This window comes from Acetobacterium wieringae (assembly GCF_026646375.1).
Classification (GTDB): Bacteria; Bacillota; Clostridia; order Eubacteriales; family Eubacteriaceae; genus Acetobacterium; species Acetobacterium wieringae_A.
In genome coordinates this window covers 1-13,031 of sequence record NZ_JAIPPU010000009.1, presented here as the reverse complement: position 1 = coordinate 13,031, position 13,031 = coordinate 1, and the positions used below count along the sequence as shown (strand labels likewise).

The 13,031-nt window shown below is 42.8% G+C and carries 16 protein-coding genes; 5 read left to right on the top strand and 11 right to left on the bottom strand.

Features of this window, described 5'->3' with window-relative positions; all coding sequences use genetic code 11:
- Positions 1 to 32: 32 nt before the first annotated feature.
- The 10 genes from Q7P33_RS09430 to Q7P33_RS09385 form a co-directional block, all read right to left on the bottom strand.
- Positions 33 to 1,091, bottom strand: a complete 1,059-nt coding sequence (locus Q7P33_RS09430) for an ABC transporter substrate-binding protein (RefSeq protein WP_303869695.1) — start codon at positions 1,089 to 1,091, stop codon at positions 33 to 35.
- A 33-nt stretch (positions 1,092 to 1,124) separates the two neighbouring features.
- Positions 1,125 to 1,910, bottom strand: coding sequence for an ABC transporter ATP-binding protein (locus tag Q7P33_RS09425; RefSeq protein ID WP_303869694.1), 786 nt, complete (start codon positions 1,908 to 1,910; stop codon positions 1,125 to 1,127).
- Complete coding sequence (locus Q7P33_RS09420) at positions 1,910 to 2,932, bottom strand: iron ABC transporter permease (protein ID WP_303869692.1); 1,023 nt, start codon at positions 2,930 to 2,932, stop codon at positions 1,910 to 1,912. Before Q7P33_RS09420 ends, Q7P33_RS09425 begins: the two co-directional genes overlap by 1 nt.
- Positions 2,933 to 2,974: 42 nt before the next feature.
- A complete protein-coding gene (locus Q7P33_RS09415; RefSeq protein ID WP_303869690.1) occupies positions 2,975 to 3,817 on the bottom strand; it encodes a DUF364 domain-containing protein in 843 nt (280 codons plus the stop codon).
- 2 nt (positions 3,818 to 3,819) lie between these two features.
- On the bottom strand, positions 3,820 to 5,025 hold the full coding sequence (locus Q7P33_RS09410) for a molybdopterin molybdotransferase MoeA (protein ID WP_303869687.1): 1,206 nt from the start codon (positions 5,023 to 5,025) through the stop codon (positions 3,820 to 3,822).
- Positions 5,026 to 5,788: 763 nt separating this feature from the next.
- Entirely contained in the window at positions 5,789 to 5,992 is a 204-nt protein-coding gene (locus tag Q7P33_RS09405; RefSeq protein ID WP_303869685.1) for a YwbE family protein, read from the bottom strand.
- Entirely contained in the window at positions 5,989 to 6,243 is a 255-nt protein-coding gene (locus Q7P33_RS09400) for a TIGR03905 family TSCPD domain-containing protein (RefSeq protein WP_303869684.1), read from the bottom strand. Before Q7P33_RS09400 ends, Q7P33_RS09405 begins: the two co-directional genes overlap by 4 nt.
- Before the next feature lie 12 nt (positions 6,244 to 6,255).
- Entirely contained in the window at positions 6,256 to 6,732 is a 477-nt protein-coding gene (locus Q7P33_RS09395; protein WP_303869682.1) for a methylglyoxal synthase, read from the bottom strand.
- 42 nt (positions 6,733 to 6,774) lie between these two features.
- On the bottom strand, positions 6,775 to 7,782 hold the full coding sequence (locus tag Q7P33_RS09390) for a PLP-dependent cysteine synthase family protein (RefSeq protein WP_303869680.1): 1,008 nt from the start codon (positions 7,780 to 7,782) through the stop codon (positions 6,775 to 6,777).
- The gene (locus Q7P33_RS09385) at positions 7,775 to 8,173 is read right to left on the bottom strand and encodes a helix-turn-helix domain-containing protein (RefSeq protein ID WP_303869677.1); all 399 of its coding nucleotides are present in this window, start codon (positions 8,171 to 8,173) and stop codon (positions 7,775 to 7,777) included. The genes Q7P33_RS09390 and Q7P33_RS09385 overlap by 8 nt, the downstream gene beginning before the upstream one ends.
- A gap of 126 nt (positions 8,174 to 8,299) precedes the next feature.
- Here Q7P33_RS09385 and Q7P33_RS09380 point away from each other — a divergent pair, with 126 nt between their 5' ends.
- The 5 genes from Q7P33_RS09380 to Q7P33_RS09360 all read left to right on the top strand — a co-directional run bounded on the left by Q7P33_RS09380 (position 8,300) and on the right by Q7P33_RS09360 (position 12,381).
- Complete coding sequence (locus tag Q7P33_RS09380; protein ID WP_070371752.1) at positions 8,300 to 8,692, top strand: pyridoxamine 5'-phosphate oxidase family protein; 393 nt, start codon at positions 8,300 to 8,302, stop codon at positions 8,690 to 8,692.
- A gap of 210 nt (positions 8,693 to 8,902) precedes the next feature.
- Entirely contained in the window at positions 8,903 to 10,264 is a 1,362-nt protein-coding gene (locus tag Q7P33_RS09375) for a DUF2252 domain-containing protein (RefSeq protein ID WP_303869668.1), read from the top strand.
- Between the two features lie 160 nt (positions 10,265 to 10,424).
- Positions 10,425 to 10,919: a QueT transporter family protein gene (locus tag Q7P33_RS09370; RefSeq protein ID WP_303869666.1), complete on the top strand. Its 495-nt coding sequence runs from the start codon at positions 10,425 to 10,427 to the stop codon at positions 10,917 to 10,919.
- 239 nt (positions 10,920 to 11,158) lie between these two features.
- Positions 11,159 to 12,013 carry an RNA polymerase sigma factor gene (locus tag Q7P33_RS09365; protein ID WP_303869663.1) on the top strand — a complete coding sequence of 285 codons (855 nt, stop codon included), beginning with the start codon at positions 11,159 to 11,161 and terminating at the stop codon, positions 12,011 to 12,013.
- A gap of 11 nt (positions 12,014 to 12,024) precedes the next feature.
- Positions 12,025 to 12,381 (top strand): hypothetical protein, encoded by a 357-nt coding sequence (locus Q7P33_RS09360; RefSeq protein ID WP_303869660.1) that lies wholly within the window; start codon positions 12,025 to 12,027, stop codon positions 12,379 to 12,381.
- Positions 12,382 to 12,829: 448 nt separating this feature from the next.
- Here Q7P33_RS09360 and Q7P33_RS09355 read toward each other — a convergent pair.
- A partial coding sequence (locus tag Q7P33_RS09355) for a hypothetical protein (RefSeq protein WP_303869657.1) occupies positions 12,830 to 13,031 on the bottom strand: 202 nt, incomplete at its 5' end.

Sequence of the window (13,031 nt, the reverse complement as noted above, 5' to 3'; positions counted from 1 at the left end):
TCTTCCTTTACTACTCATTTTAGTCTTCATCTTTAGCTAATAATTTCTTTAATTTGTTCATCGGTAAAGTCATATTTCAGGAAATGGCTGTAAAAATAAGAAATATCTTCAGCCAACGTCTCGTTGGTCATGATTTCCGGATATAATTTATTCATTGTCCACATAATTGTCAACGGTTGTTCGGTGGTGCGGTTCCCCCAAACATGGGCAACGCGAGGTATAACATAGATTGCCCCATCCTGAACAGCAGTGATATCCGCAAAACGGGTATCCTTTTGAACTGTTTCTTTTTCAGTTTTACTGGCAACAATCATGACGTCGGGATTCCATTGCAGCAGATCCTCCATGGTATAAACCAGTTTTTCTTTACTGCTACCGGTTCTGGAGGTACTGGTAACGCTGATACCGCCCGCTTCCGGGATCCACCATTCAGCAATAATATGAGGCTGGGTAAATTCTGAGATGGTTCCGTAGGCCACTTTTTTCTTGTCTTCTTCTTTAATATTTTTCGTCAGTTTTTCGGCTTCTGTCACCATCTGATTAAAATATGCCAGATAGTCTTTGGCCACATCTTCTTTATTCAGCACCACTCCCAGTAGGGTGATACATTTCTCCACATCTTCGGTCTCTGTCCAGGATAGCTGAACCACCTTAAGTCCCTGGGCCTCAAGCTGCTGTGTCACGGCTGCATCCATGGTCAGGCAAAGATCTGGTTTGGCTGCCAGGACATTTTCCATCAGTATTTCCCCATCAGCGCCCTGAAAAGCTGGACAATTTGGCAACTGTGGAGCAAATAAATACTGATATTTGGCCCAGCTTGGACTTTTCACAAATGATGGCGAACCCTCGTTGCAGATCTTGTCACCGGCTCCCATTGTTTCGACAAATGTGTTCAACACACCAATCGCACCAAAGGTTCCGATTTTGTTTATTTCCGCTGGCAGGGTAACGGTTCGACCTGCCATATCGGTGACGGTGCGTTCGGTAGGTTCTTTTGTTTCCGTAGCGGTAGTTTTTGTACAACCTGAAAAACACGTTACAATGCAAACCATCACTAAAAATAACGCCACGATGCTCTTAAATCTTTTCATTTCTTACTCCTATCTTTTTCTTATTTCTTTATCTTAATTCATAACCGGAACACAGACTTTAATTGTCCTGTCCTGATAATCCAATTTTGCTTCGGTTACACACACGGGTGTTCCGTACAGTTTAGTCAAATTTTCGGTGTTCACAATATCTTCCGGCAATCCTTGTGACATGATATATCCATCTCTCATCAGCACTGCCCGATTGCAGGCTAAAAATGCATGATCAGGAAAGTGCGAGGTCATTAAAATTGAATATCCCTGCTCAGCCAAATCCTTAATGACTTGTAGCATTTTTACTTGATTGCTGTAGTCAAGATTTGCGGTTGGCTCATCCATAACCAGTATTTTCGCCTGCTGTACCAATGCTCTGGCGATCAGAATCATTTGCCTTTCGCCACCACTCATTTCATTAAACAAAGCTCGACTCATATGGCGAATGCCCAGCTTTTCCATGGCTTCATCCACCTGTTTCCGGTCTTCTCTTGAAGCGCTGCCGCCACTGGCTAGGTGCGTGACCCGCCCCATCATCACAATTTCCCGGGCTTCATAAGAAAAAGCCATGACTGTCGCTTGTGGAACATAGGCCATCATTTCAGCTCTTTTTTTTATATTGGCTTTAGTTAAATCACACCCATCAATTTCAAGCCTGCCACTCTTCATTTTATTTAAGGCTAACAGACATCGTAGCAGGGTCGTCTTGCCGGTTCCATTAGGACCTAACAAACATAGAATATCTTTTGTTTCCAGACTAAATGAGATGTCTTTTAAGATCATCCGATCCGGGTCATAATAAAAACTCAATTCTTCAACGGTCAGCACTATGTCCACCCCTTTTTTACTCGTGATAACAAGAACACAAAAACTGGTGTTCCGACCAGTGCGGTCAGTACGCCAAGCGGTAATTCGACCCCTTCTACACCGCGGATAATGTCATCGATAATCAGCAGGAACGCACCGCCAATCAGGAAAGAGGTTATCACAATTTTTGAATAATTAGCGCCCGTGATCATTCGGGCAAGATGCGGAACGATCAAACCAACCCAGCCGATGATGCCGCAAATGCTGACGGCTGCCACTGTCATCAATGTTGAACTCACAATAACAACCAGTTTTACCAGCGGTACGTTGACGCCCATCGTTATTGCCTCATCCTCGCCGACTGCCAGGGTATTAATCTGATTCCGGAAGAAATAGATCATTCCCAGTGAAATAATCAATGTTGGCACCATCATATAAACATCATTCATTGTACCTTTTCCCAGGCTGCCCATTAACCAGAAGGTGATGGACGGCAGTTCATTCTCCGTATCTGCAAGGGTTTTGACAATCGAGATCAATGCCTGAAAGAGGCTGGAAACCACAATTCCTGCTAAAATAAGGACTGTAATGGTATGATCCCCAAACATGTGAGCAATTAAATAAGCTGCCGCTACGGCAATAATTCCAAAAATAAATGCGACAGTCTGTATTTCCCACCATGTTGAATTGTTGATCATCGCCAATGCAGCTCCAAAACCTGCTCCGGCTGACACCCCTAAAATATCGGGTGATACCATCGGGTTTTTAAATAATGTCTGATACGAGGCGCCCGCTACTGAAAGCGCTCCACCGACCATCATTGCAAGCATAATTCTTGGCAGACGGACTTGCAAAATTACCGTGTTAAGAGTCGCATCCCAATATTGGGGAATATCGAAAAACTGTGCCAGAATAATATCAATCACCGTTTTCATGGTGATGGCGTATCGTCCAATGATAAAAGATGCAACGAACAAGGCCAGTGCTAGCAATACCAGCAACAGTATTTTCAGTTTAAAATAATCATTGCTTCTAATTTTCATCCTATTTTCCGCCTGCCTTCTTTATCATCCATCCCACTGGTTTCATACTGCTCTGACTGCCGTTCTTTCTGCGTATTTTCCAAAGAAGTGGTATCCCGATCCGCCCTCGCTGATGATGTCCAGTATTTCATCGGCTTTTGTGACAATAATTCCGCCCAGTAGGGTCACGCCATACTTGAAAAAAGCATCGGGCAACATACTGGCAGTTGGTCCGGTGACAATGATCTCAGCACCTTTTTTAGCCATTTTCAGCAAATCATAGAGGGTATTATTCAAAATCGTTACCCCGGTGATCACAATCAGATCGGCATTTGGAATATAAAGATGGGCATCAGTGGCCGGGGCATAGTGCTCCAGTTCTTTTCCCTTAAGCGTTCTTGAATCCATTTCCAGAACCTTGTAATCTGCTTCCGCCTGTGTCAGCTTTTTTAACATCGGCACCAGCGCTCCGATGACCACCGTTTTCTGATACTGGCTGACATCAACCTTTTCAAAGGCGTCTTCCCCCATAATGATTTCGTAATTAAGTTCATCCTCCTTTTCCTTTTCCCAACACAGGGTGCTGAGTGCATTCAAAGTAGCAATACCAAGGGTTTTTTTCAATGGGTTCTTTGAATGGACATCTTCAATGTATTTTGAAACTGCCCGACCCGCTAGCTTGCCCGATAGCGGCATCGCTTTTGCCGTACTGGGACAACAAACAGCTTCTGGCATTTCCTTCACAGGTGTAAAACACAGACCACCCTGTCCGGTCGACAGTTTGACCCCTGAGAAAAATAGGCCAAAAACCGCCCGTTCCACTGTAATCTGATCTAATTCCGAACCCAGTGTCTGCTCAATTTTTTTAATCGTTTCATCAATAATCGTATTCTTCTCTGCTACCATACTTATACTTCCTCAACATATTCTTTGGGATAACGCATTTCAACCGTAATATTCGTTCCCGCTTTAATCACTGCTTCTTTTTCAATATACAAGTAGCCATTGGTCTGGTGATAAAATTCTGCCCGGGTCATTCCCTGATTGGCAATGGGTTGCGCTAAATATCTTCCATCTTTCATAACCACCTTCATCTGACGAATAAAATCAAAGGCAATGCCGTTAACATCTTCGGTGAGTTCCGCTTCAATCGCATAGGGGGACTGAACCGGCTGCATTTGCATCAGATGCATGGCATTCTTAACATATAATCCTGCCGTCAAATCAGCTCCCATCGGTGGCCCCGGCAAGCCAATAATCGGGATATTTCCAGCATACGCTAAGCTGCAGTGTTTTCCGGGACCATGCCCCAGTTCATAAACAAGAACGTTCCCGACACTTTCTAAGAGTTCAATGGTGAAATCCTTATTCCCTTTAGAAGAACCGGCACAAATCAAAACCAGATCAGCTACTTCTATCGCGGAGCTGATTGCGCCGCTAAGCTTTTCCATCACATCAGGGATAATCGGATAAAGAATTGCTTCGCCTCCGCATTCATTGATATACGCTTTCAGCATTAGACTATTTGATTCGACATTTTTGCCCAATGGGGTATCGTAACCTACCGGTACCAGTTCATCTCCCGTGGGGATAAAGGCGACCTTCGGTTTTGCCAACACTTTAACATTGGTGATGCCGCTAGTCAGCAGCATACCGATTAACGAGGCATTGATTCTTTCGCCTTGATGCGCAATCAACTCGCCTGCTTTGGTCTGTCCGCCCACCAATCCGACCCGTTCCCCGAAATTCTTTGGGCCGCTTAAAAAAGAAATTTTACCCTCTTCGTCAAATTCAACCTTTTCAATGGCAATAACCGTGTCGAAAGCCTCATTGATTGCGACCCCGGTATTACTGAAACAATAGTCTTTGCCTTCTACCCATGATTGGGTATTCGGCATTCCTTCGGAAAAGTCCTCAAACCGAACTGAAACACCGTCGCAGGAACTGGTCGGCTTGTTTGGCAGGGTATTCTTTGCAAAAACATCGACTGCACAAACTCTTCCTAACGAATCAGCCACCCGGATGGTCTCGGTTCTGGTAATCGGCTTTATATTATCTTCAAGTATTCTAAACATCTCATCTCTGCCTGGCAGAAAATCCGGTACTTTATACATTGCGCTTCTCCTCAACTCTATTTTTGTGTTTGATTTAAAAAACAAATGTCCCCTTCTCAATCTTCCGATCGGAATCATTTCACTTTAAATCACAATCCATTTCTGACCCACCTTAAACAATTATTTAGTTCTATCTATAATCCCACCACCTTTTTTGCTGTTTTAGTTATTTTTAGTAACGTTTTATTGTGTTTTTCATTATACAGTCGTTCTTTAACATATGTCAAAATATTTTTCCGATAAATATTTCATCGGACACTTAGTTATTGTTCGATTCTTTAACAGATCAAGCTATTTAATGCCACCAACCTACCTTCCGTTTGGTCATTTTCTAAACACACTTATCCCGATCAATCGGAGATCTGTTAATTACTTCCAGCGCCTCATCATTGAGAATAACTCTGGAGCCAAAATATTCTGATATAATAAAAAAAGAGAATTCGCGGTTGCGCCTTTGCAACGAATTCCCTCTAAACCAATAATTCATTTATATTTTAAGCCGTATAAAACCACCTCCCTCCAAACTAATTTTCGTTCATTAATGTTCTGTTTTGTTCTTTTTGATGTTAAATAGTATTTTTTTGCATATTATAGCACTGATTATTTTGTGCGTCAATGACGCTTAAATGATTTTCTAATTTAAGCGATTTCATTTTTTTACTGCATCACACCGGACATCATTCTAATCTAACTGAATTTGATCCAATGAAAAAAGAGGTGATTTCTCACCTCTTTTCGCAACATTTTTGGATGATTATTAATATTAATCCTCTTCTTCAACTATTTTAGCTACCCGGCCCACCTGTCCGTCAGTGAGCATCACCTTAATGCCATGTGGATGCGTGGGGCTTTTCGTCAGCAGTTTACCGACCCGGCCCGGGGTCAGCTTGCCGCTGCGCTGGTCAGCCTTTAGGATAATCTCCACCAATGCACCGATCTTTACGTCACTTCTTTTTTGTCCGTTCACTGCTTTTCCTTTCGGGCCGTTTCCAAGGCAATAGCCAACTGATCCATACAGGAGGTTGGCTTTTTTCCACAAGTCTGTCCTTTAAACAGGCTGATAATTTCATCCGCCGGTTTCTTCTCAAGCAGTTTAACCAGGGCTTTTAAATTGCCGTCACAACCGCCTTCAAAGACCAGGTTGCTGACCACATCATCGCTTAGATCAAATTGGATATTACGAATACAAACGCCCTCGGGTTTATAATTTACTGTCATTTTTTCCTCTTTCTATTTTAGTACATTTTCCAGTCTACTTTTCATTTGTTTGGCATAATCCTCAATTGGATGCACATATTCTTCATTCATAAAGCGTGAATGGATGATAAAATCGGCTGTTGCCAAATTATTGGCCACCGGGATATCATAAACTGTGGCAATCCGTAGCAGAGCCTTGATATCCGGGTCGTGGGGCTGAGCTTCCATGGGATCCCAGATAAAAATTAACATGTCAATTTTGCCATCCACAATCCGAGCCCCGATCTGCTGATCACCGCCTAATGGACCACTTTGAAAAATTTGAACCGGCAATCCGGTTCGTTCCTGAATCAGTCGGCCGGTAGTGCCAGTGCCACATAAAAAATGGCTCTGTAATACTTCTTTGTTCCGGACGGCCCAATCCAATAACTCGGCTTTTTTTCCATCATGAGCAATTAAGGCAATTTTCTTGGTCTTTTCAATCGTCACATCAATGTATTCCGTTTCCATTTCATTCCTCACTCACTTTCTATTAAAATTTTCAGAAGACGTTTATTTTTTTACTTCAAAATCCAGCAGTTTGACATCTTTTGATACGAACTCCGGTTTCACCGTTTCTTCCTTAACATAATCGGTACTTAAATATTTTTTATTATCATCAGCAAAAACGGTGACCACCACTGCACGGGGGTCTTCCAGGAGATCTTGCGCAATAATGGCGGCAATAAAGTTGGCCCCGGATGAAATCCCCACTCCCAGTCCCAATTCTTTGGATAGCTTCTGAGCCATAATGATGGCATCCCCATCATCCACTGCAATAATATCATCTAATTCTTCCAATTTTATCAGATCCGGAACAAATTCGTCTGAAATACCCTGGATTCGATGGCTACCAACCTTATAACCCGTAGACATGGTTGGTGAACTGACTGGTTCCATCGGGTGGACTTTTATCCCCGAATTCTTTTCTTTAAAATACCGGCCTAAACCCATAACCGTTCCCCCGGTTCCGACACCAGCTACCAGAGCCTGCGGCGTCACGCCAAACGCTGCTAGTTGGCGTTCAATTTCCGGAGCCGTGCGCTGATATTGGGCCTGAGTGTTTTCTTCATTGGAAAATTGGCAGGGTAAAAAGGCATTGCCTTCAGCCGCCAGCGCACCACATTGGGCAATGCTCCCTAAAAAGCCGCCCTCTTCTTTGGACACCAGCCGAACTTCTCCACCATAACTGCGGATCAGGTTTTTTCGTTCGTCACTCATCCAATCCGGCATGTAGATCACAACCGGATGTCCCAGACAGGTGCCGACGGCTGTAAAAGCGATTCCGGTATTTCCACTGGTGGCTTCGATAATCGTTTCCCCTTCATGGATCTCACCCTTTTCATACGCTTTTTTTAGAATATGCAAAGCCACCCGATCTTTGATACTGCCGGTAAGATTATAATGCTCTGCTTTGGCATAAACGCTACGGGATACGCCCTTATATAAAAAATTGATCTTTAACAAGGGGGTGTTCCCGATGAGTTTTTCCAGTTCTCCAAATTTTTCTTGGTTATTCATTTACCTTTTCCTTTGTTGTATTTAGTTTGTGTCCCCAATGACCCAAGTCAAATAAAATTGGTGTCAAACTGAGGCCGCCATCCGTCAATGAGTACTCGACCTTTGGGGGTACCTCATGATAGGATTCCCGATGGACGATTCCGCATTCCTCCAGTTCCTTTAATGAGCTGGTCAGCATCATGCTGGTAATCCCGACGATCTCCCTTTTTAGTTCATTAAACCGCATCGTCTGATCACCCAACGTACAGATAATTGGGAGTTTCCATTTACCGTCAATCATTTTGAGCGCCTGTTTAATGCGACACTCCGGTTTCACACACGGCTGATTTTGTTCCGAATCGACCTGATTGATTGGACATGCTTCGCCATTTATACAATGGTTTTCTTTCATTTTTTTCTCCAATACTCAGAAATTTATTTCTAAGTCATAATTTACTGCCTACTTGTTTTTTATTCTGGCATTGTTATAATCATACTAAAATAAACCAAATAAATCAATGTTTATCAGGAGGTAAAGATGAACGAAGTAATTGAATTTCTAACTGACTGTGGTGTTTTCTTTCTCGCTACCGTTGAAGGCGACCAACCCAAGGTTCGTCCCTATGGATTTGTGATGGATTATGATGGTAAACTCTGTCTCTGTACCAATAATAAAAAACCCAGCTATGCTCAAATGAAGGCAAATCCGGCAGTGGAAATTTCGGCCTCAAAAGAGGGCAAGTGGATCCGCCTTAAAGGCAATGCCGTTTTCTGTACAACACCTGAATCTCAGGCCAAGGCTCTGGAAGCAATGCCTGGACTGGCTGGCATGTATGCCGTTGGCGATGGCTTATTCGAGATTTTTGCCATTGAAAACGGGGTAGCTGATTTCTGTTCCATGGCTGGCGAAAACCACCAAGTCATTTTATAATCTAACATCAGTTTAAAACCGACGCGATCTACGCAGTCTGACCTTTGGCTCGGACTGTTTTTTTAATGCTGCCACGACGGATTCTGCTATGCAAGTTTAAACAACCGTGCTAAAATAAAAATCATCAATAGCATAACAGAAATCCCGCTCTATACCAATATAATTCCCTTGGTATCAGCAACAACGATTTAAAACCCAGGAGGTTAATGAATGATTGTCGGTTTAACCAAAAATCAGCAAATTCCTACGGCAAAAATGAATCGCAATAGCGGTCGGGCCATTCGAGAAAAAATCCCATTTTCTGCCCAATCTGTTTTTCATCCCGTTGATCGTGACCCAGTTACGATCATTGAGAGCCAAAACTATTTTCGTATCCCTGAGCTGATTCCGCTGCGGCACCAAAAAATGACGGCTTCTCCTTTTGCTTTTTTTAGGGGAACCGCCTTGTTGATGGCTAATGATCTATCTCACCAGGCTCAGTCCGGCATTCACGTGACCATCTGCGGTGATGCTCATATTGGCAACTTCGGATTCTACGCCTCTCCGGAACGCCGACTGATCTTTGATCTCAACGACTTTGATGAAGCCGCTCCCGGCCCTTGGGAGTGGGATTTGAAACGACTGATTACCAGTGTGATTCTTTGTGCTCATGACTTGGGCTTTGATACTAAAAAAATCCATGATGTTATTCTGCAAGCCACCGCTTTTTACCGCAAAGGTCTTGATCTGATGTCCGATATGACCTCTCTAGAACGCTACTTTATTCTGGGTGATGAGGAGCTTTTTCTGAAAAGTTTTTCCGATTCATCCCGGGAGGAATTTGAAAAAATCATCAAAAAAGCCAAAAAAAGAACCTCTAATCAGGTTATCTCTAAGATGACCGAAACAGACCAATTCGGCCGTCGGGTTTTTATTGAAAGTCCCCCGATTACCACCCATTTAGATCCCAAACTCATTGATGAAGTGGAACAGTATTTTCGGCAATATTTAAAAACGGTGCGTCCGGATATTGAAATGCTCTTATCCCAACATGTGTTAACCGATATTGCCCAGCGAGTCGTCGGCGTTGGCAGTATTGGTACCCGCTGTTATCTGCTGGTGCTAACCTGTGAAGATGAAAGTCATCTTGTTTTACAGATCAAGCAGGCTAATGAATCAGCAATTACTCAATACAATCAGAAAAATTTTACCACTCCGGATACACTCTCTCATGGCCTTGGTAATGGCTATCGGGTGGTTAGCCATCAGCAGATCCTTCAAGCCGCTTCAGACCCTTTTCTTGGCTATTTTTCTGCTACCGAAGGGATGGATTTTTATGTTCGTCAGTTTCGGGACATGAAAGGAACTGTTGATCTATCCGAACTGGATTTCGAGACTTTTAAGCAATACGTTATTAATTGTGGTTTATCCCTGGCCCGGGCCCATGTCCAGAGCCCTTATGCCAACTGGATCAATGGTTATTTAGGTACTGACGACGGGTTTGATCACGCTGTTCTTGACTGGTGCCTAGCCTATTCTGAGCAAGTTTACCGCGATTATGAAATCTATGCCAGGCATTTTTCCAGTAACTAATGCTCCTATCGGCAAGTGAAAATAACCCCTGGAGTCGACGTTTTCACTTGCCTTTTCTGTCGATATCCGTTATAGTTATAGTATATGAGTTTATTTCTCATTGAATCTTCGTGTGTTCGTGACCTTCCACACGTAAAACAAAACTAAAGGAGTTTTTTTTATGCAAAAAATCAGTGTTCTCTTTGTTACGCAGGCAGCGGTCATTGCTGCCATGTATGTGGTTCTGACCTTTGTGTCCAGCGCAATGGGTTTGGCCAGCGGCGAAATTCAAATTCGGCTCTCCGAGATGCTCTGTGTCCTGCCGGTCTTTACCCCGGCCGCCATACCAGGTCTGTTTCTTGGCTGTCTTCTGAGCAATTTGTTAACCGGTTGTACCGTGATTGACATTGTCTTTGGGAGTCTGGCAACGCTCATTGCGGCAATCCTTAGCTATCAGCTGCGAAACCACAAATATCCGCTGCTGGTTACCGTTCCCCCAGTGATAGTCAATATGATCATTGTACCGTTTATCTTAAAATTCAGTTATGGTGTTCCCTTACCAATCCCAGTCATGATGGCAACCGTAGGGATTGGCGAAGTGATCTCGTGCATGGTGTTAGGTTCCGTTCTCTATTTTGCCCTGGACAAGCGTCGGGTAATTTTCCATCAGAACTAAAAATAATATACACTTTTATTCAAAGACAGGCTCCGTGTACCTGTCTTTTTTAGTATCGCCTAAATTAATCTAAACTTTTGCGATTAAAACTATTGTTAGCGTCGAAACACTAAAATAACCATAGTATGTATACAAACAAAATATAACTCATGCGAAAAAAGTTAAAAATTCCTGTCACAAGTCCTGATCGACAATTGTCTAATTAGTATAGAACAAAATCACATGAAATGGAGATTATTATGAACAGTAAATCGATTGAAACAAATGAACAAATTGAGCTGGCTCTTAGTGGTGATAAACAGGCATTGGAAATCCTGCTTGGTAGCGTACAGGATATGGTATATAATTTGTCATTACGGATGCTCGGCAGTCCCCATGATGCGGAAGACGCCACCCAGGAAATCCTCATCAAGATTATGACAAGCTTGTCGTCTTTTAGGAAAGAAAGTGAATTCACCACTTGGGTATATCGCATCACTACCAATTACCTGCTGAATTATAAAAAATCTTTTTTCGCAAAGCAGCCGCCGCTTAGTTTTGAATTTTATGGTGCGGACATCGAAGCCGGATTTTTAGAGAATAACCCAGGTAAACTAAATGACGTCGACGAAGAAATTTTGACTCACGAACTTAAAATGTCCTGCACCAACGTCATGCTCCAGTGTTTTGACCCGGAAAGTCGTCTGATCTATGTCCTGGGCATCATGTTTAGAGTAGACAGCAAGATTTGTGGTGAAATTCTGGAGATTACTCCGGAAGCATACCGCCAGCGTTTATCGCGGATTCGTCAAAAAATGGCTGATTTTATGAAGCAGTATTGCGGTCTTGCTGCCTCAGAAAAATGCAACTGTCAAAAGCGGATTGGCTATGCTATTTCTAATCACCGTTTAAATCCTGCTAATTTGGAGTACAGTCAACTTGAAAAAGTGGATGAAGTTATTGCCTTAAACTATTTGTCAGCGATGGAGGAAATGGATACCGAATCTGCTATCTTTGCTCAATTACCCAGATATCGTTCGCCCAAGAACACCAAGGATTTTCTTAAAAAAATCCTTGGCTCTGAAAACATGGCGACCATTATGGGCAGAGCCTAAGGAGCACCACTATGGCAAGAATCCCAGCATATAAAGAATTAATAAACACGCGGCTTGCCAATGCTTACGGTGGCTGGATCTACTGTGAAGGTTGTAATAAAACGATTGGTTACCTGTGTTATGTCACTTATGATCTTTTTCGTTTGAACTATCAGTGCAAATGCGGAAATTGCGGTAGTGTCCATATCACTTTTGAGCCCAAAAGTATAAAGCCAACCAATAGCAAACAATCATTGATTCAAATAAAAAATCGTTTATGTTGTCCTGAAGATAAATCTCCACTGACAACACTATTGGAAAAGAATCTTGATTCATATAAATACGAAATTAATTGTAGCGCCTGTAATACGAAATATCAAGTGGATTAAGTTCGTCTGAAAAACTGTTAAGCAGGTAATTGCCATGGCAATTACCTGCTTAAGACTATAGCTTGGGAGCGTTTCAAGATTTGTGTATTTGCTAAAATTGATATAGAATAGAGTATTTAATTAAGGGGCAAGGGCATTGAAATGTCTCTAGCCCCTTACCTGTACTATAATCCGAATTGATTGCATGTCAATAAAAAGCAAGTCTGGATCTAACTCCGGCGCCGTTTCACTTTGCCTCCGTTTGGGGCTTCGCCCCATAAAAAATACAGACATAAACATTGATTTCAAGTGAACTTGAATCAGGCTCTCAATTGTACTGCCGTTTAACTCGCTCATGCGGCACTTCGGCGTAGCTAACGCTACGCCTTCGTCGCGTCAGTCGCCAGATGGCTCCTTCCTTAAAAATATAAAAAGCTTTCATCTCAAACAGCTCTTAAAGTTACTGCCGTTAAATAGAGCCGTGCAACTCCGTCTCCGCTCGCGCTGCGCCTCCGTTTGGGGCTTCGCCCCATAAAAAAATAGATTCATAATGAAAGATATTAAGTATCCTTATATCTTTCATTATGAATCTATTTTTTTGCACGGCTTCATTAAAAAAAGTCCCGCAATGTCCTATCCTCCCAGGCAGTTGCCCACCAAGTACTTTCGGC